The sequence below is a fragment of the Kaistia dalseonensis genome, assembly GCF_030814715.1.
Lineage (GTDB): Bacteria > Pseudomonadota > Alphaproteobacteria > Rhizobiales > Kaistiaceae > Kaistia > Kaistia dalseonensis.
In genome coordinates, this window is sequence record NZ_JAUSVO010000005.1 from 138,703 (window position 1) to 162,684 (window position 23,982).

At 65.7% G+C, this 23,982-nt stretch carries 25 protein-coding genes; 14 read left to right on the forward strand and 11 right to left on the reverse strand.

Going from position 1 to position 23,982, the window contains the following annotated elements:
• The first annotated feature begins 45 nt into the window (after positions 1-45).
• The 5 genes from gap (at position 46) to QO014_RS17795 (ending at position 5,774) form a co-directional block, all read left to right on the forward strand.
• Positions 46-1,053: a type I glyceraldehyde-3-phosphate dehydrogenase gene (gene gap, locus QO014_RS17775; protein WP_266350080.1), complete on the forward strand. Its 1,008-nt coding sequence runs from the start codon at positions 46-48 to the stop codon at positions 1,051-1,053.
• Positions 1,054-1,138: 85 nt separating this feature from the next.
• Positions 1,139-2,332, forward strand: coding sequence for a phosphoglycerate kinase (locus QO014_RS17780; RefSeq protein ID WP_266350081.1), 1,194 nt, complete (start codon positions 1,139-1,141; stop codon positions 2,330-2,332).
• Between the two features lie 221 nt (positions 2,333-2,553).
• Complete coding sequence (locus QO014_RS17785; protein WP_266350082.1) at positions 2,554-3,585, forward strand: class I fructose-bisphosphate aldolase; 1,032 nt, start codon at positions 2,554-2,556, stop codon at positions 3,583-3,585.
• 137 nt (positions 3,586-3,722) lie between these two features.
• Entirely contained in the window at positions 3,723-4,742 is a 1,020-nt protein-coding gene (locus QO014_RS17790; protein ID WP_266350083.1) for a flagellar motor protein MotA, read from the forward strand.
• A gap of 3 nt (positions 4,743-4,745) precedes the next feature.
• Complete coding sequence (locus QO014_RS17795) at positions 4,746-5,774, forward strand: peptidoglycan -binding protein (RefSeq protein WP_266350084.1); 1,029 nt, start codon at positions 4,746-4,748, stop codon at positions 5,772-5,774.
• 464 nt (positions 5,775-6,238) lie between these two features.
• Here QO014_RS17795 and QO014_RS17800 read toward each other — a convergent pair whose 3' ends face one another.
• Complete coding sequence (locus QO014_RS17800; RefSeq protein ID WP_266350085.1) at positions 6,239-7,978, reverse strand: ABC transporter transmembrane domain-containing protein; 1,740 nt, start codon at positions 7,976-7,978, stop codon at positions 6,239-6,241.
• Between the two features lie 313 nt (positions 7,979-8,291).
• On the opposite strand from QO014_RS17800, the gene rpmE reads away from it, so the two are divergent.
• A complete protein-coding gene (rpmE, locus tag QO014_RS17805) occupies positions 8,292-8,519 on the forward strand; it encodes a 50S ribosomal protein L31 (protein WP_266350086.1) in 228 nt (75 codons plus the stop codon).
• Between the two features lie 117 nt (positions 8,520-8,636).
• Here the strand turns inward: rpmE and rcdA are convergent, their stop codons facing one another.
• Together rcdA and QO014_RS17815 are read right to left on the reverse strand one after the other, a co-directional pair.
• Entirely contained in the window at positions 8,637-9,164 is a 528-nt protein-coding gene (rcdA, locus tag QO014_RS17810; protein WP_266350087.1) for a protease adaptor protein RcdA, read from the reverse strand.
• A 283-nt stretch (positions 9,165-9,447) separates the two neighbouring features.
• Positions 9,448-9,639 carry a DUF1192 domain-containing protein gene (locus QO014_RS17815; RefSeq protein WP_266350088.1) on the reverse strand — a complete coding sequence of 64 codons (192 nt, stop codon included), beginning with the start codon at positions 9,637-9,639 and terminating at the stop codon, positions 9,448-9,450.
• 116 nt (positions 9,640-9,755) lie between these two features.
• Between QO014_RS17815 and QO014_RS17820 the strand changes: the two genes are divergently transcribed.
• The 3 genes from QO014_RS17820 to QO014_RS17830 all read left to right on the forward strand — a co-directional run bounded on the left by QO014_RS17820 (position 9,756) and on the right by QO014_RS17830 (position 12,324).
• On the forward strand, positions 9,756-10,772 hold the full coding sequence (locus QO014_RS17820) for an NAD(P)H-quinone oxidoreductase (RefSeq protein ID WP_266350089.1): 1,017 nt from the start codon (positions 9,756-9,758) through the stop codon (positions 10,770-10,772).
• Positions 10,773-10,825: 53 nt separating this feature from the next.
• Positions 10,826-11,050 carry a DUF2171 domain-containing protein gene (locus QO014_RS17825; protein ID WP_266350090.1) on the forward strand — a complete coding sequence of 75 codons (225 nt, stop codon included), beginning with the start codon at positions 10,826-10,828 and terminating at the stop codon, positions 11,048-11,050.
• A gap of 557 nt (positions 11,051-11,607) precedes the next feature.
• Complete coding sequence (locus QO014_RS17830; RefSeq protein ID WP_266350091.1) at positions 11,608-12,324, forward strand: DUF1013 domain-containing protein; 717 nt, start codon at positions 11,608-11,610, stop codon at positions 12,322-12,324.
• Positions 12,325-12,425: 101 nt separating this feature from the next.
• On the opposite strand, the gene QO014_RS17835 is transcribed toward QO014_RS17830, so the two are convergent.
• Positions 12,426-13,211, reverse strand: coding sequence for an SDR family NAD(P)-dependent oxidoreductase (locus tag QO014_RS17835; RefSeq protein ID WP_266350092.1), 786 nt, complete (start codon positions 13,209-13,211; stop codon positions 12,426-12,428).
• A 218-nt stretch (positions 13,212-13,429) separates the two neighbouring features.
• On the opposite strand from QO014_RS17835, the gene rpsU reads away from it, so the two are divergent.
• The 4 genes from rpsU to QO014_RS17855 all read left to right on the forward strand — a co-directional run bounded on the left by rpsU (position 13,430) and on the right by QO014_RS17855 (position 15,597).
• On the forward strand, positions 13,430-13,660 hold the full coding sequence (gene rpsU, locus QO014_RS17840) for a 30S ribosomal protein S21 (protein ID WP_266350093.1): 231 nt from the start codon (positions 13,430-13,432) through the stop codon (positions 13,658-13,660).
• A gap of 161 nt (positions 13,661-13,821) precedes the next feature.
• Positions 13,822-14,703, forward strand: a complete 882-nt coding sequence (locus tag QO014_RS17845; RefSeq protein WP_370877168.1) for a tetratricopeptide repeat protein — start codon at positions 13,822-13,824, stop codon at positions 14,701-14,703.
• A gap of 121 nt (positions 14,704-14,824) precedes the next feature.
• Entirely contained in the window at positions 14,825-15,136 is a 312-nt protein-coding gene (locus QO014_RS17850; protein ID WP_266350095.1) for a hypothetical protein, read from the forward strand.
• Positions 15,137-15,159: 23 nt separating this feature from the next.
• Entirely contained in the window at positions 15,160-15,597 is a 438-nt protein-coding gene (locus QO014_RS17855; protein ID WP_266350096.1) for a hypothetical protein, read from the forward strand.
• Between the two features lie 86 nt (positions 15,598-15,683).
• Here the strand turns inward: QO014_RS17855 and QO014_RS17860 are convergent, their stop codons facing one another.
• The 6 genes from QO014_RS17860 to QO014_RS17885 all read right to left on the reverse strand — a co-directional run bounded on the left by QO014_RS17860 (position 15,684) and on the right by QO014_RS17885 (position 20,834).
• Positions 15,684-17,093 (reverse strand): NAD(P)(+) transhydrogenase (Re/Si-specific) subunit beta, encoded by a 1,410-nt coding sequence (locus tag QO014_RS17860; RefSeq protein ID WP_266350097.1) that lies wholly within the window; start codon positions 17,091-17,093, stop codon positions 15,684-15,686.
• Positions 17,094-17,103: 10 nt separating this feature from the next.
• A complete protein-coding gene (locus QO014_RS17865; RefSeq protein ID WP_266350098.1) occupies positions 17,104-17,595 on the reverse strand; it encodes a proton-translocating transhydrogenase family protein in 492 nt (163 codons plus the stop codon).
• Between the two features lie 2 nt (positions 17,596-17,597).
• Complete coding sequence (locus tag QO014_RS17870; protein ID WP_266350099.1) at positions 17,598-18,773, reverse strand: Re/Si-specific NAD(P)(+) transhydrogenase subunit alpha; 1,176 nt, start codon at positions 18,771-18,773, stop codon at positions 17,598-17,600.
• A 95-nt stretch (positions 18,774-18,868) separates the two neighbouring features.
• On the reverse strand, positions 18,869-18,994 hold the full coding sequence (locus QO014_RS17875) for an aa3-type cytochrome c oxidase subunit IV (protein WP_266350100.1): 126 nt from the start codon (positions 18,992-18,994) through the stop codon (positions 18,869-18,871).
• 88 nt (positions 18,995-19,082) lie between these two features.
• Positions 19,083-19,409, reverse strand: a complete 327-nt coding sequence (locus tag QO014_RS17880) for a YnfA family protein (protein WP_266350403.1) — start codon at positions 19,407-19,409, stop codon at positions 19,083-19,085.
• Positions 19,410-19,478: 69 nt separating this feature from the next.
• Positions 19,479-20,834 (reverse strand): ABC1 kinase family protein, encoded by a 1,356-nt coding sequence (locus tag QO014_RS17885; RefSeq protein ID WP_266350101.1) that lies wholly within the window; start codon positions 20,832-20,834, stop codon positions 19,479-19,481.
• 281 nt (positions 20,835-21,115) lie between these two features.
• Between QO014_RS17885 and QO014_RS17890 the strand changes: the two genes are divergently transcribed.
• Complete coding sequence (locus QO014_RS17890) at positions 21,116-22,993, forward strand: ABC transporter ATP-binding protein (protein ID WP_266350102.1); 1,878 nt, start codon at positions 21,116-21,118, stop codon at positions 22,991-22,993.
• Between the two features lie 160 nt (positions 22,994-23,153).
• Here the strand turns inward: QO014_RS17890 and QO014_RS17895 are convergent, their stop codons facing one another.
• Positions 23,154-23,981 (reverse strand): oxidoreductase, encoded by an 828-nt coding sequence (locus QO014_RS17895; protein WP_266350103.1) that lies wholly within the window; start codon positions 23,979-23,981, stop codon positions 23,154-23,156.
• Position 23,982 lies beyond the last annotated feature (1 nt).

Below are 23,982 nucleotides of genomic sequence, written 5' to 3' on the forward strand. Positions count from 1 at the left end.
ACGAACGACGCCGCGCAAGCGCGCGTCCCTCAAGGAGAAGCGAATATGGCGGTGCGGGTTGCAATCAACGGTTTCGGTCGTATCGGCCGCAACATTCTGCGGGCGATCGTCGAATCGGGCCGGACCGATGTCGAAGTGGTGACCGTGAATGATCTGGGTCCGGTCGAGACCAACGCGCATCTGCTGCGCTTCGATTCGGTTCATGGCCGTTTCCCGAAGACCGTCGCGGTCGAGGGCGATTTCATCGTCGTTGATGGCAAGAAGATCCGCGTGACCGCGATCAAGGACCCGTCGACGCTGCCGCACGGCGAGCAGAACATCGACATCGCCCTTGAGTGCACCGGCATCTTCACGAGCCGCGACAAGGCAGCCGCCCATCTGACGGCTGGCGCCAAGCGCGTCATCGTCTCGGCTCCGTCCGACGGCGCCGACTACACCGCCGTGGTCGGCGTGAACGAGGGCGGCCTGACCAAGGACAACCTCGTCATCTCCAACGGTTCCTGCACGACCAACTGCCTCGCGCCGGTCGCCAAGGTACTGCACGAGACGATCGGCATCGAGCATGGCTTCATGACGACGATCCATTCCTACACGGGCGACCAGCCGACGCTCGACACCATGCACAAGGACCTCTACCGCGCCCGCGCGGCGGCCCTGTCCTCGATCCCGACCTCGACCGGCGCCGCCAAGGCGATCGGCCTGGTGATTCCGGAGCTGAAGGGCAAGCTCGACGGCAGCTCCGTCCGCGTCCCCACGCCGAACGTCTCGCTCATCGACTTCAAGTTCGTCGCCAAGCGCGCCACCACCAAGGACGAGATCAATGCGGCGATGATCGCTGCCGCGAATGGCCCCCTCAAGGGCATTCTGGCCGTGACCGACCAGCCGAATGTCTCGCACGACTTCAATCACGACCCGCATTCGGCGACCTTCCATCTCGACCAGACCAAGGTCATCGACGGCACGTTCGTGCGCGTTCTGGCCTGGTACGACAATGAATGGGGCTTCTCGAACCGCATGGCCGACCTCGCGGTGATCTTCTCGAAGACCATCTGATCGACGCGATGAAAGCCGGCTCGCCATCCAGGCGGGCCGGCTCTATTCTCTCCTCGTCCCGCCTGCCTTCACGGAGCCGCTGCCCATGACGTCCTTCCGCACCCTCGATATGGCTGATCTGAAGGGCAAGCGCGTCTTGATCCGCGTCGACCTGAACGTGCCGATGAAGGATCGCATCGTCACGGACGACACGCGCATCCGCGCGATCCTGCCGACGGTGCGCGAGGTCTCAAAGAAGGGCGGCAAGGCGATCCTGCTCGCCCATTTCGGCCGCCCGAAGGGCGAGCGCGTTCCCGACATGTCGCTCGCACCGGTCGTGCCGGCGTTGCAGACCCTGCTCGGCCAGAAGGTCGCCTTCGCCAATGACTGCATCGGCAATGACGCGGCCTCGGCAATCGCCAAGATGTCGGACGGCGACGTGCTGCTGCTCGAGAACACGCGCTTCCACAAGGGCGAAGAGAAGAACGACCCGATCTTCATCTCCGCGCTCGCCGAACTCGGCGATGTCTATGTGAACGACGCCTTCTCGGCCGCGCATCGCGCGCACGCCTCGACCGAAGGCATCGCCCACCAGCTTCCCGCCTATGCCGGCCGCTCGATGCAGGCCGAGCTCGAGGCGCTCGAAAAGGCGCTGACCGCGCCGAAGCGCCCGGTCATCGCCATTGTCGGCGGCGCCAAGGTCTCGTCCAAGATCGACCTGCTCGAAAACCTCGTCACCAAGGTCGATGCGCTGGTCATCGGCGGCGGCATGGCCAATACCTTTCTGAACGCGGAAGGCTACGGCATCGGCAAGTCGCTCTGCGAGAAGGACCTCGCCGAGACGGCGCGTCGGATCCTGATCAAGGCGCAGGAAGCCAATTGCGCCATCATCCTGCCGGTCGACGGCACGGTCGCCTATCAGTTCGAGGCCAATGCGCCGAACCAGAACTACAGCGTCGAGGCGATCCCCGAGAACGGCATGATCCTCGATGTCGGCCCGCACTCGATCGAGCGCATCAAGTCGGCGATCGACGATGCGGCGACACTGGTCTGGAACGGCCCGCTCGGCGCCTTCGAGATGCAGCCCTTCGACCACGGCACGGTCGCCGCGGCGCGGCATGCGGCGGCCCGTACGAAGTCCCACCATCTGCTCTCCGTCGCCGGCGGCGGCGATACGGTGGCAGCACTCAATGCGGCTGGCGTGGCGGATGCGTTCTCCTATGTCTCGACGGCCGGCGGCGCGTTCCTGGAGTGGCTGGAAGGCAAGCCCCTTCCGGGTGTCGAAGTGCTGCGCCGCTGACAGCGAACGGTCGAGGCCAGAGCCGGCGCATTGCTGCAGTGCAATAGCCGGCTAAGGCCAGACGACGGCGGCGCGATTATTTTGAGCTCAGAATTAAACGATTTCAGTGGCCTGTTAGCCTAGACCCGTTTTATTTTGCAGTGCAAAATCTATTCTAGGGCGTTATGCAAAATCAGACGGCCTGGATGGTCCGGGCCGCGCGCCGGAAGAGATCGCTACGCATGACCGAAAGCCTGCAGGCCATTGCACGTCGTCTTGTCGAACCTGGAAAAGGCCTTCTTGCTGCTGACGAGAGTTCCAGCACGATCAAGAAGCGGTTCGATCAGATCAAACTGATTTCGACCTTCGATACACGTCGCGATTACCGGGAAATGCTGTTCCGGGCCAAGCCCGCCATGAGCGCATATGTTTCCGGCGTTATTCTCTACGACGAGACGATCCGCCAGTCCGCCGCCGACGGAACGCCGCTGGTCGAGCTGATCAAGGAGAGCGGCTCGATCCCGGGCATCAAGGTGGATTCCGGCGCCAAGCCGCTGGCCGGCTTCCCGGGCGAGACGATCACCGAGGGCCTGGACGGTCTCGGCGAGCGTCTTTCGGAATATTACGATCTCGGCGCCCGCTTCGCCAAATGGCGCGGCGTCATCGCCATCGGCAAGGGCCTGCCCACGCAGGAGGCGATCTACGCCAACGCCCATGCGCTTGCCCGCTACGCCGCGCTCTGCCAGGCCGCAGGCATCGTGCCGATCGTCGAACCTGAAGTGCTGATGGACGGCGTCGAATCCTCGCACACCATCGATGTCTGCCAGGCGGTCACCACCGATACGCTGCGCATCGTCTTCTCGGAGCTGGAGCGCGCCCGTGTCGACCTGACCGGCATGATCTTGAAGCCGAACATGGTCGTGCCCGGCAAGACCAGCGGCCAGACCGTCTCGGCGCAGGAAGTGGCCGAGCGCACCGTCGCGATGTTCCGCGATGTCGTGCCGGCGAGCGTTCCCGGCATCGCCTTCCTTTCGGGCGGTCAGACGGACGAGCAGGCGACGGAGAACCTCTCGGCGATCAACCAGCTGCCGAACCTGCCCTGGCGGATCACCTTCTCCTTCGGCCGCGCGCTGCAGGCCGCAGCCCTCCAGGCCTGGGGCGGCAAGGCGGAGAATGTCGGCGCCGGCCAGATCGCCTTCCTTCATCGCTGCCGCATGAACAGCCTGGCGGCCCTCGGCCAGTGGCAGCCGGCGCTCGAGCGCGAGGCCGCCTGAGGCCCTCGCCACGCCCGACGACGAGAAAGCGTCGCGTCTCGATGAGACGCGACGTTAATTGCTTCCTATCGTCCGCCAAATCACGCTAAACGTTGAGCCGTGTTCAGCATGAAACGGATGTGATCCGGCGACAGACCATGGCGAGAGATTTCGACCCCTACAAGCTTGCCAGTCCCCAGGTCTATCTCTGGCGGATGATCATATTCCTGGTGATCGCGGCCTTCGTCGCCGTTATCCTCTATCGTCAGGTCTATACGTCCTTCCTGGCCAATCCCGCGCTGAACGGCGTCATCGTCGGCGTGCTGTTCATCGGCATCCTGCTGGCTTTCCGGCAGGTGATCCGCATCTTCCCGGAAGTGCGCTGGGCCAACGGTTTCCGCAATGCCGACCGCTCGGTCGAGATGGAGCGCAATCCGGTCCTCCTCGCGCCGATGTCCGCCATTCTCGGCGACCGGATCGGCCGCGTCTCGATCTCGACGCAGACCATGCGGTCCGTGCTCGATTCGATCCTGATGCGCCTCGACGAGGACCGCGACACCTCGCGCTACCTGACGGGCCTGCTCATCTTCCTCGGTCTGCTCGGCACGTTCTGGGGCCTTCTGGAGACCGTCGGCGCGGTCGCCGACGCGATCCGCAGCCTCAATATCGGCGCGGGCGACAGCGCGGTGATCTTCGAGGACCTGAAGGCCGGGCTCGAAGGTCCGCTCAAGGGCATGGGCACGGCATTCTCGTCCTCGCTCTTCGGTCTGTCGGGCTCGCTGATCCTCGGCTTCCTCGACCTCCAGGCCGGCCAGGCGCAGAGCAAGTTCTACACCGAGCTGGAAGACTGGCTCGCGACGGTGACCGATCTCGATCCGAGCCGCATCGATGTCCAGGAAGGCACGACCGGCAATGACGATCTGCGCATCGCCATCGACCGCCTTACCCAGGCCCTGCACGAAGGCGCCGTTCCCGGCCAGGCCGGCGGCGGCTCGACGCAGCGCGCCACGGCCGCCATGGCGAACCTCGCCGAAGGAATCCAGGGCCTTGTCCAGCACATGCGCAGCGAGCAGCAGGTCGTGCGCGGCTGGGTCGAACAGCAGGCCGATCAACAGCGCGAGATGCAGCAGCTTCTCGAAGTCATAGCGCGGGCGTTGAAGCAACCGGCGGGGGAATAGCAATTGGCCGCCCGAGCCCGCCGCCGCGAGGCGAGAAGCGACGTCTGGCCGGCCTTTGTCGACGTCCTGTCGAATCTTCTGCTCGTCTTCATTTTCCTGCTCTCGATCTTCGCGCTGCTGCAGTTCCTGCAGAGCCGCGAGATCACCGGCAAGGATACGGTGCTGAACCGGCTCAATTCCCAGATCGCGGAACTGACCGAACTGCTCGCCATGGAGCGCTCCAACAAGCAGGAACTGAACGACGAACTCGCCAATCTTCAGGCGAGCCTCGCCGCGACCGCGGCCGAGCGCGACAAGTTGAAGGGCGCGGCCGACACCTCGTCAGCCGCCGCGAATTCGGCCGATGGGCAGATCGCGATCATCACCAAGGCGCTCGACAACGAAAAGATCGTCAGCCAGAAGGCGCTGTCGCAGGTCGAGATCCTGAACCAGCAGATCGCCGCGCTTCGCCGCCAGATCGCGGCGCTGGAGGATGCGCTCGGCGCCTCGGAGAAGCGCGACCAGGAAAGCCAGACGCAGATCGCCGATCTCGGCCGCCGGCTGAATGTGGCGCTCGCCCAACGCGTCCAGGAGCTCTCGCGCTATCGCTCCGATTTCTTCGGTCGCCTGCGCGAAATCCTCGGCAACCGACCCGATATCACCGTCGTCGGCGACCGCTTCGTGTTCCAGTCGGAAGTGCTGTTTCCATCCGGCTCGGACGAGTTCAATGTCGACGGCAAGGCCGAACTGGACAAGCTCGCCGACGCGATCAAGCAGCTCGAAGGCGAGATCCCGCCCGAGATCGCCTGGGTACTGCGCGTTGACGGCCATACGGATGCGCGCCCGCTCTCGGGCACGGGCCGCTTCCGCAACAATTGGGAGCTTTCGGCCGCGCGCGCCATCGCCGTCGTGCGCTATCTGATCGATCGCGGCGTGCAGCCGAGCCATCTCGTGGCCGCGGGTTTCGGCGAGTTCCAGCCGATCGAGCCGGGCGACAGCGACGCCGCCAACGCCAAGAACCGCCGCATCGAGCTGAAGCTCACCGAACGGTAGGGCTGGCGTTCCGCCAGCCGCAATCCCCTGCCCTCCATCGCGCGCCGGCCCGCATGAAGCGCACGGCCCGCCCTCTCTCCCGCAAAGCGGGGGAGAGCTGGAGAGGGGGTTCACGGCCGTGACATCGGGCGAATACGAGACAGCCTTCCGAGACCCTGCGGGCGGGCCCCCTCCCCGACCCTCCCCCGCAAGCGGGAGAGGGAGAAGAAAGGCGCACGGCCCGCTATGGTCGCCGATCCGAAGCTCCGCCGTCCGGAATCACCGCTCCATGATTGCGCACCGGCCCCCATGAAACGCACGGCCCGCCCTCTCTCTCGCAAAGCGGGGGAGAGCTGGAGAGGGGGCTCAACGCCGTGACGTCGGGCGAATACGGAATAGCGTTCCGAGACCCTGCAGGCGGCCCCCTCCCCGACCCTCCCCCGCAAGCGGGAGAGGGAGAAGAACGGTGCCTGGCCCGCTAATCGCTATGCGGCGTCCTGTCGGAACTGCAGCCGGGCGAGGCGGGCATAGAGCCCGCCCTGGCGCGACAATTCCTCATGGGTGCCTTCCTCGACGATCGTGCCGCCATCCATGACGAGGATGCGGTCGGCCTTGAGGATCGTCGCGAGGCGGTGCGCGATCACGATCGTGGTGCGGCCGACCATCAATTCGTCGAGCGCCGCCTGGACGGCGACCTCGCTTTCGGCGTCGAGCGCGCTGGTCGCCTCGTCGAGCAGCAGCACGGGCGCATCCTTCAGGATGGCGCGCGCGATCGCGAGGCGCTGGCGCTGGCCGCCCGAAAGCGTCACGCCGCGCTCGCCGAGCTCGGTCTCGTAGCCCTTCGGCAAGGCACTCAGGAAATCGTCGGCATAGGCGGCCTTTGCGGCCTGCCGCACGTCGTCAACCGAAGCATCCGGCCGGCCGAAGCCGATATTCTCCGCCGCCGTCGCCGCGAAGATCACCGTATCCTGCGGCACGAGCGCGATGCGCTGGCGGAGCGCGAGCGGATCGAGCGCCTTCGCGTCGATGCCGTCAAAGGTGACGCGGCCGGATTGCGGGTCGTAGAAGCGCAGGATTAGGTTGAAGAGCGTGCTCTTGCCGGCGCCCGACGGCCCGACCACGGCGACGCGCTCGCCCGGCGCGATCGTGAAGCTGATCTCGCGGATGGCCGCCTCGCGCCCGCCCTCGGGATAGGCGAACGTCACGGCCTCGAACGCGATCGCGCCCGCGCCGCGCCCGGCGATCGACTGCGGCCTTGCCGGTGCGGAGACGGACGGCGTCTCGACCAGGATTTCCGACAGGCGCTCGGCCGCGCCGGAGGCATTTGCGATGTCGCCCCAGACCTGCGAGAGCTCGCCGAGCGCGCCGGCGCCGATCACCGCGTAGATCAGGAACTGGCCGAGCGTGCCGGGCGTCATGCGGCCGGCGAGCACGTCCTGCGCGCCCCACCAGAGCACGGCCACCATGCTCGAAAACACCATGAAGATGCCGAAGGCGGTGAGCGCCGCGCGCGCCGCCGTGGAATTGCGCGCGGCGACGAAGGCCGTTTCAACCGCCCGCGTGAAGCGCGCCGTAACCGAGCCCTCCGCCGTGAAGGCCTGCACGACGCGCATCGCGCCGATCGCCTCGCTCGCATAGGCGGACGCGTCGGCCAGCATGTCCTGTGCCCGGCGGGAGCGCGCGCGGATGCGGCGGCCGAAGCCGACCAGCGGCAGCACGACGATCGGCAGCGCCACGAGCACGAGCCCGGACAGGCTGGGGCTCGTCACCACCATCATGGCGATCGCGCCGACGAACATGACGAGGTTGCGCAGCGCGATCGAAACATTCGCGCCCGCGACCGCCTTGATCTGCGTGGTGTCCGTGGTCAGCCGCGCCGTGATCTCGCCCGAGCGGTTGCGATCGAAGAAATCGATGCCCAGCGTCGCGATGTGGCGGAAGACATCGGCGCGCAGATCAGCAACGACTCGCTCGCCCAGCCAGGTGACGAAGTAGAAGCGCAGGCTGGAGGCCGTGGCGAGCACCGCCACCACCCCGATCAACGCGATGAAATAGGTGTTGATCGCCGCGCCATCGGCGGCGTTGAAGCCGTGGTCGATCATGCGGCGCACGGCGAGCGGCACCACCAGCGTCGCGGCGGCGGCAAGGAGCAGCGCGAGGCCGGCGCCGGCGAGCTGCGGCTTGTAGCGCAGCACATAGGGCACGAGCATGGCCAGCGGCTTCATCGAGCGCCGTCGCGGCGACGCGCCTTCAGCCGACGCCGCGCGAATGTCTCTATTGGCTGTGGTTTGCTCGACCATTGACGTCCGTTTGCCGCGAAAGATCGCCGCCCGCTCCGGCGGCGTAGATGCACATGGAGCCCCGGCGCTTTCAAGGCGCGCCAACCTCTTGTGCCGATCCGAGGGGTGGGCTATATCGTCGCCCCGACAGGACGGCCGGTCGCAAGCGGCCGTTTTTCCCATTGATCCGGCCTTTGCCCGCGCCTGACGCGAGCCGAGGCCATGCGGTCCCGACGGACCGAGCGCTCGAGGACCGACCATGAAGAAGAACATTCACCCGGACTACCACACGATCAAGGTCGTGATGACCAACGGGACCGAGTACCTGACCAAGTCGACCTATGGCGAGGCCGGCGCGACGCTGAACCTCGACATCGACCCGACGACGCATCCGGCCTGGACCGGCGGCACGCAGACGCTGCTCGACCGCGCAGGCCGCATCTCGCGCTTCAACAACAAGTTCAAGGGCTTCATGGGCAACAGCTGATCGCCCCTGACGTCCGCGCTGATACGAACCCCGGCCTTCGCGCCGGGGTTTTGCTTTTCTGGACAGGAAACGATGTGAGCCGCCCTGGCGGCGGCGTTGGAACGGACGCGCTGTTCGCTATTCGCCGCCAAAGGCGCGGGCGAGCCGGCCGAACTGGCGATTGACGGCGTTTTCCGCCGGATGCTCGAGCGCCACCATGTTGTAGAGCGCATCATCGAGCCGGACGACTCGCTCCTGCAGGCGGACCGAGCGTTCGACGATCTGCTGCAGCCGCGGCGGCAGCTCTTCCCAGCCCGGGCCGTGCGTCACCGTGCCGAAGCCACGCAGGCGCACCTTGGCCTTTTCCTGGCTCGCCTGCTCGGCCGTCATCTCGCCTTCGTTCACCGCGCGCTGCAGCAGCAGCCATGAGGCGATCTGCATCAGCCGCGTGGTGAGGCGCATCGATTCGGTCGCGTAGCTCAGCGATCCGTCGCGCGTCAGGTCGCGGGATTCGATCCGGCCGTCATTGTCGAGATAGGTCGCGGTCTCCTCGACCAGCGCCATGCCTTCGCGGAAGAGCAGCTTGAACGTGTCGGAAAGGGCGAATGCCTGACCGAACGCGATCGGTGCGTCGGCCTGCCGTCCGTCCCCGAATCCGTCGCTCATCCAGACGCTCCCCCTGCCTGCCCGGCCGTCGCGGCCGGCCATGCCGGAATCGCGTCGCGGCAAGGCCATCGCATGAAAGGCGGCAGCTTTCAACTTCGCCGATTCTCGCCCGGCACGTCAAAAAAAGAGCCGTGGAAAACGGCTCTTGCAGGTTAACAGGGAGGCATCGAACAAAGTGGACAGGAGCCACTCGAATCCAGATGACTGGATGTCATTGATAATGTCCTGGAAACCTTAACAGAACATTAACCATCGATGCCGATTATCCCCGCCCCCTTTGTTGCTAACGCTTGAAGAACGAGGCGGCCGCATCGCGCGAGGCCGTCTTTGCCGCCATGGCGGCGCGCAGGCGCGCGATCTCGCCCTCCAGCACGGCGACCCTGTCGCCCAGCTCCGCGATGGAAAGGGTTGCGAGATCTTCGCCGATCCTGTGTGGTACCGGCCGCTCGACCGGTGCGTCGTCGAAGAGCGCCATTGCCGTCCTCCTTGTGGTCTCGTCGTCTCGCCAGCGAAATTAGCAGGACCGATCCGCGTTTCCAGAGTCCCGCATATGGGAACGAGGATGCGGCGGATCATCAGCAGGAGAGTTCCATGGACGTCATTCCCGCCACCATGACCGCGATCGCCATCGACGAGCCGGGCGGCCCCGACGTGCTGAAGCCGGTGGAACGGCCGGTTCCCCATCCCTTCGAGGGCGAGATCCTGATCGCCGTCGAAGCGGCGGGCGTCAACCGTCCCGATATACTGCAGCGCATGGGCGGCTATCCTCCGCCCAAGGGCGCCTCCGACCTGCCGGGGCTGGAAGTGGCCGGCCATGTGGCCGCGATCGGCCGCAATGTGATGCGCTACAAGGTGGGCGATGCCGTGATGGCGCTCGTCGCGGGCGGCGGCTACGCGGAATATGTCGCCGTTCACGAAACCAACGCGCTGCCGGTTCCCGAAGGCCTCTCCATGATCGAGGCAGCCGCCATTCCCGAGACCTTCTTCACCGTCTGGAGCAATGTGTTCGAGCGTGGCGGGCTGAAGGCCGGCGAGACGCTGCTCGTCCATGGCGGCACATCGGGCATCGGCACGGTGGCGATCCAGCTCGCCAAAGCCTTCGGCGCCCGCGTGATCACGACGGTGGGTTCAGCCGAGAAATGCGCCGCCTGCCTGTCGCTCGGCGCCGATCGGGCCATCAACTATCAGAAAGAGGATTTCGTCGTCGAGACCAAGGCCGCGACCGACGGCCATGGCGCCGACGTCATCCTGGACATGGTCGGCGGCGATTATATCGAGCGCAACTATGAGGCCGCCGCGCCGGATGGACGGATCGTGCAGATCGCTTTCCTGAACGGCTCGAGCGCCGAGGTCGATTTCCGCCGTTTGATGATGAAGCGGCTGACCCACACCGGCTCGACGCTCAGGCCCCGGCCGGTCGCGTTCAAGGCGGGAATCGCCCGCGCGCTGGAGGAGCATGTCTGGCCGCTCCTCGCCGCACGACGCGTCCTGCCGCAGATCGACCAGACCTTCCCGCTCCGCGATGCGGCGGGCGCGCATCGGCGGATGGAATCGTCCGCCCATATCGGCAAGATCGTGCTGACGGTCGGATCCGGCACGAAAGGCTGAACCAATCGCCCGTCCTGGCGTTGTCGGCCTGTCCCAAGAGAGGAGCAGGCACGATGATCAATGCCAGTACCATTCGCGAACAGATGGCGGTTGTCGACCTCCGCGGCAACCGTATCGGAACGGTCGATCATATGAGCGGCCCGGGCGCAATCAAGCTCACGAAAAGTGATTCGCCCGATGGCGCGCATCACTACATTCCGCCCGGATGGGTCGAGCGGGTCGATGATCAGGTTCATCTGAACAAGTCGAGCGACGAGCTGATGCGCAGCCGGCACTAATATTCGCGCCGTTCTTGACCATCCGGCCGATTTCTTCGTGTCGGATGTGACGATTGCGTGACGGATGATGTAGGATAGTTGCGTCGGTGCACAACGCACCCGGAGGAAACCATGCAACGCCAAAACACTTGGATTTGGGCCGTGGTGGTGATCATCGTTCTGGTGATCGCTTATTTCTGGTGGAAGGGCCGCACGCCCACCCCGCCGCCGCCGCCTCCGCCGGCCGCCGAACAATCAGCGCCCGCCCCGGCTCCCGCAACGCCGGCACCTGCGGCTCCGGCCGCGCCCGCTCCGGCGCCCGCGACTCCGGCACCTGCCGAGCCCGCTCCGGCACCGGCTCCCGCGACGCCGTAAGGATCGGCTGCCCTGTGTCGCCGGACGTGGCTTCTGCCGCGTCCGGCCTCACGACTTTCGCCGGATCGGCGGCCATGGCACGCGAGACCCGAGGCTTTGTTTGATTCAGAGCCGGCTCCGGTCTATATGTTGGCCATTCCCCGTCAATTCGACGATTGTTCTGCTCCTCCGGCGAAATCCGGGCGAGCGATCAGGAGAGAATTATGTCCACTATTCCGCTGATGCCGAAGGCGACGGCCGTTTGGCTCGTCGAGAATACCTCGCTCGGCTTCGACCAGATCGCCGATTTCTGCAAGCTGCACCCGCTGGAAGTCAAAGCGATCGCGGACGGCGAAGCGGCGCAGACCATCAAGGGGCTCGATCCCGTTTCGACCGGCCAGCTGACCCGTGAGGAAATCGATCGCGGCCAGCGCGATCCGAAATATCACCTCAAGATGGCCGAGACCAAGGTCCGCATCCCCGTGCAGAAGCGCAAGGGCCCGCGCTATACGCCCGTGTCGCGTCGCCAGGATCGGCCGAACGCCATTCTCTGGCTGCTGCGCAACCATCCGGAGCTGAAGGACGCCGCGATCATGCGTCTCGTCGGCACCACCAAGCCGACGATCGATTCGATCCGTGGCCGCAGCCACTGGAACTCGACCAATCTGACGCCCTCCGACCCCGTGACGCTGGGCCTCTGCTCGCAGATCGATCTCGATTTCGAAGTCGACAAGGCCGCGAAGAACGCTCCGCCGCGCGAAATCGCCGCCGATGGCGAGACGCTGCTGCGTCCCGAGGAGACGACCGCCGCCGACGCGCTCGCCTCGGCCGCCCTGCGCTCCTACCGCCGCGAAGAGCCGAAGGACGAGGAACTCGACGCCGAGGCCGTCTTCGCCAAGCTCAAGTCGCTGCGCGGCCCGGTCGACGAAGACGAGGAATAGGCGCCCGTCGCCCCTCCCCCGCGCAGGGCTCATCGAGCCCTGCCGCGACTGATGCTTTGAACCCGCCCCTCGAGGCGGGTTCTTTGTTGAGCGATGACCGCCTATTCCTTGACGGCGACCGTATAGTTGAGCGGCATGCGGCCGCCATCGGCATAGATGGTCTGCCCGGTGATGTAGCTCGCATCGTCGGAAGCGAGGAACGCGGCGATCGCCGCGATCTCGGAAGGCTCGCCGATCCGCCCCATCGGGGTCCGCGACAGGATGCGCCGCTTGGCGTCGGGATCACTGTTCACAGAAGCGAGGATATCCGTCGCGATCGAGCCCGGCCCGATCGCGTTGACGCGAATGCCGCGCGGCGCGAGCGAGACCGCCATCGCCTTGGTCAGTTGGTTGAGCCCGCCCTTGGACACGCTGTAGGGCACCTGGTTCGGCAGGCTGAACACGGCATTGACCGACGACATGTTGACGATCACGCCCGGCGTGCCGCCGGCATCGACGCGCGCCGCCATATGGCGCGCCACTGCCTGCCCGCAGAGGAAGGCCCCCTTCAGGTTGACGCGCAGGACGCGGTCGAAATCCTCCTCGGAAACGTCGAGGAAATCGGCACCGGCGACGATGCCGGCATTGTTGACGAGCACGTCGATCTCGCCGCCGAAATCGAGCGTCGCGGCAATGAGATTGGCGACGGCGTCACGATCGCCGACATCGGTGCGCACGAAGCGGCAGGCGCCGAGGCTGCCGAGCGCGGCGATCGCCGCCTCGCCCGTCGGCTCGTCAATATCGGCGACGACGACGCGCGCGCCCTCCTGGAGAAAACGCTCGGCGATGGCATAGCCGATGCCCTTGGCACCGCCGGTGACGATCGCGACCTTGTTTTCGAGTTTCAATGCAAACGCTCCTGATTGACCGACCCGATCCTTAGCGCCTTTGAGGCCGGCGAAACATAGAAAAACCGCCACATTTTGCCTCCGGCCGCTTTGACAGGCCAAGGGCGGTTCTGCTATGAGAGCGCCGAAATCGGAGATCTGCCGGCCGGCGATGCTTTCGTTTGCCCGGCGAATAGCCGAAAGCTCATTTTGATCGGACCAATATAGGAAGCACGGGCGTGCAGATACTTGTCCGCGACAACAATGTCGACCAGGCGCTGAAGGTTCTCAAGAAGAAGATGCAGCGCGAGGGCCTCTTCCGCGAGATGAAGCTTCGCGACTTCTACGAGAAGCCCTCGGTCAAGCGCGCCCGCGAGAAGGCTGAAGCCGTGCGCCGCGCCCGCAAGCTGGCCCGCAAGCGCGCACTGCGCGAAGGCGGCGTGGTTGCAGCCGCCGGCAACAAGCATTAAGAGCATCAGCGAAAGCGCGCCGTCGCGGCGAAATCGCCCGGCGCCTTCCTTTCGCCCGTTTTGCACTTCGAATGTTTCGGGGTAACGAGCCCGTTTCGGCGGTGCTTGTTGCCCTTTGACGTTTGCATCGAGGCCTTTGGGCCGCGACGCCCCCCGGAGACATGGCTATGACCGCTCTGCATCTCGCGAACTTGCCGATCGATCGGCAGACGGAGAGCGGGAGAACACGAAAAGCCGGCCTGTTTCTCGTGGCCTCCCTCGGCGCGCTCCTGCTCGCCGGCTGCCAGTCTTCGTCGAATGTGCATGATTTCGACAGTGACATCGACCCGGCGACCGGATCCGCGGCCAATATCTCCTCGCTCACCTCGGTGGTCGACCAGAACCCGAGCGACGCTTCGGGCTATAATGTTCGTGGCACGGCGTTCGGACGCTCGGGGCGCTACCAGGAAGCCCTCGCCGATTTCAACAAGGCGATCCAGCTCAACCCGAATTTCTACCAGGCCTATACCAATCGTGCGCTGGTCGAGCGGCGCCTGAAGCAGGACCCGCAGGCGCTGGCCGACTACAATACCGCCATCCAACTTAATCCGAACTATAACGAGGCCTATGTCGGGCGCGGCAATCTCTACCGCTCCGAAGGCCAGACCGAGCTGGCGCTTGCCGATTTCTCCAAGGCGATCGCGCTCGAGCCGACCGACCCGAAGGCCTACCAGAACCGCGCCCTGATCTATCAGAGTCAGGGCCGCCACGACGACGCGATCGCCGACCTGACAGCGGCGATGACCTATGCGCCGAATGCGCCGGAGCCCTATCTGTCGCGCGGCCTTTCCTATCTCGCCATCGGCGACTACAAGGCCGCGCTCGACGATTTCAACACCGTCGTCCGGCGCGACAAGAACTCCTATCAGGGCTGGACCAACCAGGGTCTGGCGCTTGAAAAGCTCGGCGAACGCGACCTGGCCTTTGCGGCCTTCGCCCATGCCTCCTCGCTCAACCCGAGCTACGCGCCCGCCCGCGACGGCATGCGCCGCACGGCGAAGTAACCCGCCCCGCGCGCCTGCACTTGTACGACACCCCAGCGTATGTTCTCCTGATGCCGTAAGGGAACCCGGCCGCGGCGATCGCCGCCTGGTTCTGGGTCCGTAGACACGGGGGGACTTCTTGATGCGTCAACGCACCGGATGGGCATGCGCCGCAGTGGCGGTGCTCTGCCTGGCACAGCCGACGATCGCCGAGGCCAAGCATGGCGACAAGACGGCGGCGGTCATCGTTGGCGGGCTGCTCCTCGGGGCGGCGGCGCTTGCGGCGTCGTCGAGCGATCACCAGCACCAGAACCAGTATGTGCCGCCGCCGCAACCACAGCGGCCCGCTGCGCCGTTCAGCCCGGCAACCAATGTCACCTGCTATCCGCGCGAGGGCGCCTGCTACAATAATAGCGGCGATTTCCTTCCGTCGTGGACGAGCCGCGTTTTCTGAAGCTGACCGCAGGGACGACCATCATGAAAACCAGACTTGTTCCGGCGCTCGGCCTCGCGGTCTCGATCCTGGCGGCTGGTGCCTTCGAGGCGCGCGCCGAAGGCTCGCAGAGCAGCTTCGTCCGCCAGCATGCGATCGACATGCTCGAGGGCGCGCTCACCAGCGAGCAGATGACGACGCTGCAACTCGTGGCCTATCAGGCGGCCGTCGCCGCGACCTGCCAGGGCTTCACGCTCGACCAGGCGCGCTTCGAGAAGGTGTTCGACACGCTTGCGCCGCAGGACGCGGCCAAGATGAGCGACGCGCAGAAGGCCTATTTCGACTCGCACATTCTCGTCATCTACGGCGTGCTGCTCGGCGGCGAACTCGCCTCCATCGCCGACAATGTGAGCGAGACCTGCGACACGGCCAGGGAGGCCAGGACCGACCCGGCCATGGCGGACGAGCTCGTCTGGCAATAGAATGTCCACACGCGCGGCGCCCGGAAGGCACGCATGAAAAAGGGGCGATCGACGATCGCCCCTTTTTTGTTTCAGTCGGCTGAGGTTCAGCCCAGCGCCTTGACGATGTTCTCGACCATCTTCTTGGCGTCGGCGAAGAGCATCATCGTATTGTCCTTGAAGAACAATTCGTTCTCGACGCCGGCATAGCCCGAGCCCATGCCGCGCTTGACGAAGAGGACCGTGCCGGCCTTCTCGACGTCGAGGATCGGCATGCCGTAGATCGGCGACTTCGGATCGGTCTTCGCGGCCGGATTGGTCACGTCGTTCGCGCCGATGACGAAGGCGACATCGGCCTGCGCGAATTCCGAGTTGATGTCTTCCAGCTCGAACACCTCGTCATAAGGCACGTTCGCCTCGGCGAGCAGCACGTTCATATGGCCCGGCATGCGGCCGGCGACCGGATGAATCGCGTATTTCACCTCGACGCCCTCGGCCTTGAGCTTGTCGGCCATTTCGCGCAGCGCGTGCTGGGCCTGCGCCACCGCCATGCCGTAGCCCGGCACGATGATGACCTTGGAGGCGTTCTTCATGACGAAGGCCGCGTCCTCGGCCGAGCCCTGCTTGACGGGGCGCTGTTCGACCGCGCCAGCCGCTCCCGCCGGCCCGCCCGTCTCGCCGCCGAAGCCGCCGAGAATGACCGAGATGAACGAGCGGTTCATGCCCTTGCACATGATGTAGGAGAGGATCGCGCCCGACGAGCCGACCAGCGCGCCGGTGATGATCAGCGCCGTGTTGCCGAGGGTGAAGCCGATGCCGGCGGCGGCCCAACCCGAATAGGAGTTCAGCATCGAGACGACGACGGGCATGTCGGCGCCGCCGATCGGGACGATGATGAGCCCGCCCAGCACGAGCGAGACCAGCACGATGAGCCAGAAGACCAGATGGCTCTCGGTCATCGTCAGCGCGACGATCAGCGCGACCAGCAGGATCGCGAGCGCCGCATTGATGATGTGGCGCGAGGGCAGCAGGATCGGCTTGCCCGACATGTTGCCGTTCAGCTTGGCGAAGGCGATGATCGAGCCGGTGAAGGTGATCGCGCCGATCGCGACGCCGAGCGACATCTCGACCAGCGCCTGGCCGTGGATCGAGCCGACCTCGCCAATGCCGAAGGCGGAGGGTGCATAGAGCGCGGCGGCCGCGACCATGACGGCCGCGAGGCCGACCAGCGAGTGGAAGGCGGCGACCAGCTGCGGCATCTGCGTCATGGCGATGCGGCGGGCGGTGATCGCGCCGATGCCGCCGCCGATCGCGATGCCGACGATGATGAGGCCCCAGGCGAGCGGGCTCTTCGGCGCGGCGAGGACGAGCGTCGTCAGGATGGCGATCGCCATGCCGACCATGCCGTAGATGTTGCCCTGGCGCGAGGTCGCGGGGCTCGAAAGCCCGCGCAGCGCCATGATGAACAGGACGCCGGAAACGAGGTAGAGCAGCGCCGTGATATTGGCGATTGTCATCGGCGCATCCTCACTTCGTCTTCTTCTTGTACATGGCGAGCATGCGACTGGTGACGAGGAAGCCACCGAATATGTTCACGCTGGCGAGAATGAGCGCGATGAAGCCGAAGCCCTGCGCCCAGGCATGGCCCGAAGCGGCAGCGGCATCGACAGCCTCGACGCCGACAGCCAGCAGCGCGCCGACCACGATCACCGAGGAGATCGCATTGGTCACCGACATCAGCGGCGTATGCAGCGCCGGCGTCACCTGCCAGACGACGTAATAGCCGACGAAGATCGCGAGCACGAAGATCGACAGGCGGAACACGAAGGGATCGATCGCGCCGCCGCTGACGGCATGGGCGACCGCGCCGGCGACATCGCCGAGCCCGCCGCCAGAGGCCTGCGTTGCATAGATATGGGCGGCCTGCGCCGCTTCCTGCGCGGCATTGGCCGCGGCGGTCGCGGCGTCGGCGGCGGCCTGCGCGGCGCTCGCCGCCTGTTCGGGCGTGAGATTTGCCATGATCAGCTGGCCCCCTGCTCAGCGACGAGGATTTCCTTGGGTGCTTCGACGGGCCGGAACGCCGGATGCACGATCGCGCCATTGCGCGTCAGCACCGTCGCCTTGACCAGTTCGTCGTCCCAATTGACGGCCAGCTTCTTCTCCTTCTTGTCGATCAGCGTCTCGACGAAGGCGAAGAGGTTCTTGGCATAGAGCTGCGAGGCGGTGGCGGGGATGCGGCCGGCGACGTTCAGATGGCCGACGATCTTCTTGCCGTCGATATCGACCACTTCGTTCGGCCGCGCACCCTCGACATTGCCACCACGCTCGACCGCGAGGTCGACCAGCACGGAGCCAGGCTTCATCGAGGCGACCATCGCGGCGGAGACCAGCTTCGGCGCCGGACGCCCGGGGATCAGCGCCGTGGTGATGACGATGTCCTGCTTCTTGATGTGCTCGGCGACGAGCGCCGCCTGCTTGGCCTGATATTCGGCCGACATCGGCTTGGCGTAGCCGGCCGCGGTCTCGGCCTGCTTGAACTCCTCGTCCTCGACCGCCACGAACTTGGCGCCGAGGCTTTCGACCTGCTCCTTCGCGGCGGGGCGAACGTCGGTCGCCGTCACGACGGCGCCGAGGCGACGGGCCGTGGCGATCGCCTGCAGGCCGGCGACGCCGGCGCCCATGACGAAGACGCGCGCGGCCGGAACGGTGCCCGCGGCGGTCATCATCATCGGCAGCGCGCGGTCATATTCGGAAGCCGCATCGATCACCGCCTGATAGCCGGCGAGGTTCGCCTGGCTGGAGAGAATGTCCATGACCTGGGCGCGGGTGATGCGCGGCATGAACTCCATGGCGACGGCGGTGACGCCGGCACCCGCCATGGCGGCGATGGCGTCGTCATTGCCATAAGGGTCCATGGTGGCGACGACGAGCGCGCCGGCCTTGTAGGCGGCGAGTTCCCCGTTCGCGGGACGGCGCACCTTCAGCACGATATCGGCATCGCGCACCGTATCGGCGCCCGTCGCGGCAATCGCGGCACCGGCGGCCGTATATTCGGCATCGGGGATGCGGGAGCGCAGCCCGGCGCCCGACTGGACGACGACCTCTGCGCCCAGCGCGATAAACTTCTTGATTGTCTCAGGCGTCGCGGCGACGCGGCTTTCCAGCGCGTCGATCTCGGCCGGCACACCAATCTTCATGGCGTTTCCCTTGGGATCAGCGGGCAGGCGCCCGCTCTACTATGGTAATGTGAGGCGGGGATCGGCATGAGCGGCGCGGATCGACCCCTGGCACATCAGAGCAGGAAGATCGCCATCAAGACGAGAATGATGACGACGGCAATGGTGCCGTATTTCGTCAGACCGATGAAGAAATCGTAGGTCCGCTCGTGTTCGGCGTAGTCCATCGGGCTTTCGGCCATCGTCGCCTGATCCTCTCCAACAGGGCCAATGATCAGCGGCCTATACAGCAAGAATAGAGGGTCCGGCAATTGGCCATGCTGACGCGTTTCATGCGCCGCGTGGCGCGAGCAGGATGACCGCCGCGCCGGCGAGGCAGATCGCCGCGCCGAGAAGATCGAAGCGGTCCGGCCGCGCGCCCTCCACGGCCCAGAGCCAGGCGAGGCTCATGACGATATAGAACCCGCCATAGACCGCGAAGGCGCGGCCGGCATTATCGGCCGGGCTCAGGCTCAACAGCCAGGCGAACAGCATCAGCGAGACGATGCCGGGCACGAGCCAGAGCGGCGAGCGATCGAGCCGCCACCAGGCCCAGAAGGCGAAGCAGCCGGCGATTTCGGCAAGGGCGGCGGCGATGTAGATGGCGAAGGTGAACATGGCCGCAGTCTGCACGACGAATCCCGACGAGACCAACAGGATCCATCATCGCTGGCCGACGCTGGAGGGCTAAACCAGCCCGACCCCGCCCAGCGCCGCCTGCTGCCTCTGGCCGAGCAGGGCGACGTCGAAGCCTTCGATCGTCTCGGCGAAGAGCTCATAGAAATTCATTTCGGCCTTCAGGTGCAGGAAGACCGAACCCAGCCCGATCGCGGCGCGGTCCATGAAGACGAATTCGCGCGGCACCGTCACCGGGCCTTTTTCCTTCAGCACCTGATGCACCTGGAAAGCCTCGCGCCGGCCATATTCCGACGGCGCGACGCCATCGGCGATGGTGCGGACGCGGTCGTCGATCAGCGGGGCATAGATGAAGCGCGCCCAGATGTTGAGCGCGTCGATCAGTTCGTTGGAAAGCCCGACAAAACCCCAGCTCTCATAGGCCGCGACGACACGGTCGCGATCATTTTCGCGCAGGCCGTGGAAGAGATTGACCACGCCGCCGACAAAGGCCGGGGTGAAGATGCGGATGCAACCATAATCGAGCAGGTTGATGCCGGCCGCGACGCCGTCCTCATCCTCGAACACGGTGTAGTTGCCGAGATGCGGATCGCCGTGGATGACGCCGAAGCGGGCGAAGGGCGACCACCAGGCGTTGAACATGGCGGCGGCGATGCGGTTCTTCTCCTCGAGCGGGCGATCGCGGAAATCGAGCAGGCGGCGTCCCTCGAGCCAGGTCAGCGACAACAGGCGCCGAGTGGAAAGGCGCGGCTCGACCTCCGGCACGCGCACGAGCGGCTGGCCGTCGAGCATGATCTTGTAGAGCAGCGCATGACGCGCCTCGCGGGCATAATCGAGTTCTTCGCGGATGCGCGTGCCGATTTCCTCGAAGATCTCGCTGGTATCGATCGCGCGGTCGATCCGCCGATAGATCGACATCAGCACCTTGAGCTGGGCGAGATCGGCCTCGACGGCCGACTGCATGTCCGGATATTGGAGCTTCACCGCGAGCGCGCGGCCGTCCTTGGCGACGGCGCGATGGACCTGGCCGAGCGAGGCGGCGGCGGCCGGCTGGCGATCGAAGCTCTCGAACTTCTTTTCCCAGTCGGGGCCGAGTTCGGCCTGCATGCGCCGCTTGACGAAGGGCCAGCCCATGGGCGGCGCGTTCGACTGCAATTGCGAGAGTTCCTCGGCATATTCGGGCGGCACCAGATCGGGCACGGTCGAGAGGATCTGCCCGACCTTCATCAGCGGACCCTTGAGCCCGCCGAGCGCGGTTGCGAGCTCCGAGGCGTTCTTGCCCTTGTCGAGCGTGCCGCCGAAGAGCCGCGTGCCCGCAACCTTGGCGGCGACACCGCCGACATTCATCCCCACCCGCGCATAACGCGACAGGCGGCCGGAGAGACGGTTTCGTTCGGAATCGGACATGGGGGATGAACTCTTTCGGCGATCCTGGCTCCTAAGATGCGTTCCCCCGGGCCGCGTACAAGTGAGATGCGGAGAAACAGCCCGCGCCAGTCTGTCGCTGGCGGGCGGTGCAACCGGTGCTGAAAAGCCACAACCGAGCTGTTTGGCCCGCGCCGCCTTGTGAGGTCCGGGCCATCGGGCCATAGTTGCGGCTCGTCCAGCGAAAGCCCGGGAGCTTCCCATGAGAACCTTTGTGTCCAGCGCGAAAGGAGCCTTTGAAATTCATCAGGACATGACGTTCCATGCTTATCCGTTCTCCGGAACCGCCAATACGAGACGACGACTCTAGCCCCGACACGCAGGCTCATCCTCCGACACCTGCCGCCCCGCGTGGCAGGCCGCTTTCGGACGATTCCGTCGACGCCGCCACGCCGCGGCTGACGCGGGCGCGCCTCGCCAGGCTTCTTGCCTATTACCGGCCCTATCTGCCGCTGCTGGCGCTCGACCTCGCCTGCGCCGTGCTCATCTCGGTGACCGCGCTGCTGCTGCCGCTCTGCGCCAACCATGTGACACGCCTGCTCGTCGCCGCGGACGATCCATCGACCACGCTTCCCGTCGTCTATGCCGTGGGCGCGTTGATGCTGGCCCTGCTCGTCATGCAGGCCTTCGCGACGCTCTTCGTCGACTATCAGGGCCATATGATGGGCGCGAAGATGGAAGCGGCTCTGCGCCGCGAGCTGTTCGCCCACTGCCAGAAGCTCTCCTTCAGCTTCTACGATCGCCAGCGCGTCGGCCAGTTGATGAGCCGCGTCACGCATGACCTGTTCGACGTGGGCGAGCTCTATCATCACGGGCCGGAGGATCTCGCCATCGCGGTGCTGAAATTCGCCGGCGTGACGGCGATCCTGTTCACGCTCGACGTCCCGCTCGCACTGATGATCCTCGCCGTCATCCCGCCGGCGTCCTTCTACGCGCTTCATTTCAACAATCGCGTCAACGCGGCCATGCTACGGGTCAAGGAACGCGTCGGGGGCGTGAGCGAGCGGGTCGAGGATTCGCTGGCCGGCATCCGCGTCGTGCAATCCTTCGCCAATGAGGCGCTCGAAAACCGGCGCTTCGAAGTCGCCAACCAGCGCTTCCTCGAAGGCCGGCGCATCGGCTATCGCAGCGAGGCCTATCTCTGGGCCGGCACAACCATCTTCCCGCAACTCGTGACGGTCATGATCATCGTCGCCGGATCGGTACGGGTCGCCGAGGCGGGGCTGGGCGTCGCCGATCTGCTCACCTTCCTGCTCTGCGTCGCCGTGCTGGTCGATCCGGTCAACCGCCTCGCCAACCTCGCGCGTCTCTGGCAGAGCGGCTTCACCGGCTTCGTGCGGGTGATGGAGATCTTCGAGACGGAGCCCGACATCCAGGACCGGCCGGGCGCCAAGGCCATCGGTCGCGCACGCGGCGCGATCAGCTTTGAAAAGGTCGGCTTCCGCTACGAGGAGGACGGCCCGCATGTGCTCAGGAACCTCTCGCTCACCATCAGGCCCGGCGAGTTCGTGGCGCTCGTCGGCGCCTCGGGCGCGGGCAAGAGCTCGCTCTGCGCGCTGATCCCGCGCTTCTATGACGTGACGGCGGGACGAATTCTGATCGACGGCACGGACATTCGCGACATCCGGCTCGACGAGCTCCGCCGCAACATCGGCATCGTGCAGCAGGACGTCTACCTGTTCGCCGGCACGGTGATGGAAAACCTTCGCTACGGCCGGCCCGATGCCACGGACGCCGAGGTCGAGGCGGCGGCGCGTGCCGCCAACGCGCACGACTTCATTATGGCGCTGCCGGACGGTTATGCCAGCGATATCGGCCAGCGCGGCGTGAAGCTCTCCGGCGGGCAGAAGCAGCGGCTGACCATCGCCCGCGCCATCCTGAAGGACCCGCCGATCCTGATCTTCGACGAGGCGACCAGCGCGCTCGACAATGAGAGCGAACGGGCCGTGCAGCAGGCGCTGATGACGCTGGCGCGGTCTCGCACGACGCTGGTCATCGCTCACCGCCTGTCGACGGTGCAGCGCGCCGACCGCATCCTCGTGCTGACGGAGGCCGGAATCATCGAGGAAGGCAGCCACGAGGCGCTGATCGCGGCCAACGGCGCCTATGCGAGGCTCTACCGCGCGCAGGCGAGCCTTTAGGCAGCCTGCTACGGGCTCCACCATCATCCTCCGATGCTTCGCATCAGCGAGGCATCGGAGGAGGATCCAGCGAGGGAGGCATTCCTTCGGGATCACCTCGGCGCCAAGACCGAGGATCGCGAGCGTGCTTCGGCCGCCCGCGCTCCATCCAGGCCGCGGCCTAGCCGTCCGTGGACAGGGTGAGCGCCCGCCAGGCCTCGATTTCCTGCTGGAGGCGCTCGATTTTCGCCGACACCAGCCGGTACGCGTCGCTGCCGAGCAGAAGCAGCGGCGGCGGATTGTCGGATTCGATCAAGGTCAGAACGGCCGCGGCCAGCTTTTCGGGATCGCCGAGCTGCTTGCCGCTGACGGCCTGCCGGGCCGCGCGTATCGGATCAAAAAGGGCATCGTAGTCTGCGATCGATCTTTCCGTGCGGACCATTGAGCGCCCGGCCCAGTCCGTCCGGAACGAGCCAGGGCAAAGCGCCGTCACATGAACGCCAAATGGGGCCATTTCCGAGCGCATCACCTCCGAGATTCCCTGAAGGGCGAACTTGCTGCCACAGTAATAGGCAATTCCGGGCAGGGTGATCATGCCGCCCATCGAGGTGACATTGACGATGAAACCCCGACGGCGCGACCGGAAGCTTGGAAGAAACGCCTTGGCGACGGCAACCGCGCCGAAGACGTTGACATCGAACTGTCGGCGCATCTCCTCGATCGGTGATTCCTCGAGCACGCCCTCATGGCCATAGCCAGCATTGTTGATCAGGACGTCGACGGGTCCATGTTCCTCCTCCACCTGACGGACGATGTCCGTGAGGCGATCGAACTCGGTGACATCGCAGAGGACTGAATGGACCTCGGGAAGAGCCTCGGTGAGCGTAGCGCGGGAGGCCTCGGAGCGCACGGTTCCGATCACCTTGTGGCCCGCCCGGATCGCGGCGACTGAAATTGCCAGGCCGAAGCCCGAATTGGCGCCGGTTATGAAAAAGCTCTTTGGTGACATG

What these genes read in the sequence shown, in the direction of transcription:
- gap (WP_266350080.1), top strand. Translation starts at nt 46, where the DNA reads ATGGCGGTGCGGGTTGCAATCAACGGTTTCGGTCGTATCGGCCGCAAC.
- QO014_RS17780 (WP_266350081.1), top strand. Translation starts at nt 1,139, where the DNA reads ATGACGTCCTTCCGCACCCTCGATATGGCTGATCTGAAGGGCAAGCGC.
- QO014_RS17785 (WP_266350082.1), top strand. Translation starts at nt 2,554, where the DNA reads ATGACCGAAAGCCTGCAGGCCATTGCACGTCGTCTTGTCGAACCTGGA.
- QO014_RS17790 (WP_266350083.1), top strand. Translation starts at nt 3,723, where the DNA reads ATGGCGAGAGATTTCGACCCCTACAAGCTTGCCAGTCCCCAGGTCTAT.
- QO014_RS17800 (WP_266350085.1), bottom strand. Translation starts at nt 7,978, where the DNA reads ATGAAGCCGCTGGCCATGCTCGTGCCCTATGTGCTGCGCTACAAGCCG.
- rpmE (WP_266350086.1), top strand. Translation starts at nt 8,292, where the DNA reads ATGAAGAAGAACATTCACCCGGACTACCACACGATCAAGGTCGTGATG.
- rcdA (WP_266350087.1), bottom strand. Translation starts at nt 9,164, where the DNA reads ATGAGCGACGGATTCGGGGACGGACGGCAGGCCGACGCACCGATCGCG.
- QO014_RS17815 (WP_266350088.1), bottom strand. Translation starts at nt 9,639, where the DNA reads ATGGCGCTCTTCGACGACGCACCGGTCGAGCGGCCGGTACCACACAGG.
- QO014_RS17820 (WP_266350089.1), top strand. Translation starts at nt 9,756, where the DNA reads ATGGACGTCATTCCCGCCACCATGACCGCGATCGCCATCGACGAGCCG.
- QO014_RS17825 (WP_266350090.1), top strand. Translation starts at nt 10,826, where the DNA reads ATGATCAATGCCAGTACCATTCGCGAACAGATGGCGGTTGTCGACCTC.
- QO014_RS17830 (WP_266350091.1), top strand. Translation starts at nt 11,608, where the DNA reads ATGTCCACTATTCCGCTGATGCCGAAGGCGACGGCCGTTTGGCTCGTC.
- QO014_RS17845 (WP_370877168.1), top strand. Translation starts at nt 13,822, where the DNA reads ATGGCTATGACCGCTCTGCATCTCGCGAACTTGCCGATCGATCGGCAG.
- QO014_RS17850 (WP_266350095.1), top strand. Translation starts at nt 14,825, where the DNA reads ATGCGTCAACGCACCGGATGGGCATGCGCCGCAGTGGCGGTGCTCTGC.
- QO014_RS17855 (WP_266350096.1), top strand. Translation starts at nt 15,160, where the DNA reads ATGAAAACCAGACTTGTTCCGGCGCTCGGCCTCGCGGTCTCGATCCTG.
- QO014_RS17860 (WP_266350097.1), bottom strand. Translation starts at nt 17,093, where the DNA reads ATGACAATCGCCAATATCACGGCGCTGCTCTACCTCGTTTCCGGCGTC.
- QO014_RS17865 (WP_266350098.1), bottom strand. Translation starts at nt 17,595, where the DNA reads ATGGCAAATCTCACGCCCGAACAGGCGGCGAGCGCCGCGCAGGCCGCC.
- QO014_RS17870 (WP_266350099.1), bottom strand. Translation starts at nt 18,773, where the DNA reads ATGAAGATTGGTGTGCCGGCCGAGATCGACGCGCTGGAAAGCCGCGTC.
- QO014_RS17875 (WP_266350100.1), bottom strand. Translation starts at nt 18,994, where the DNA reads ATGGCCGAAAGCCCGATGGACTACGCCGAACACGAGCGGACCTACGAT.
- QO014_RS17880 (WP_266350403.1), bottom strand. Translation starts at nt 19,409, where the DNA reads ATGTTCACCTTCGCCATCTACATCGCCGCCGCCCTTGCCGAAATCGCC.
- QO014_RS17885 (WP_266350101.1), bottom strand. Translation starts at nt 20,834, where the DNA reads ATGTCCGATTCCGAACGAAACCGTCTCTCCGGCCGCCTGTCGCGTTAT.
- QO014_RS17890 (WP_266350102.1), top strand. Translation starts at nt 21,116, where the DNA reads ATGCTTATCCGTTCTCCGGAACCGCCAATACGAGACGACGACTCTAGC.
- QO014_RS17895 (WP_266350103.1), bottom strand. Translation starts at nt 23,981, where the DNA reads ATGTCACCAAAGAGCTTTTTCATAACCGGCGCCAATTCGGGCTTCGGC.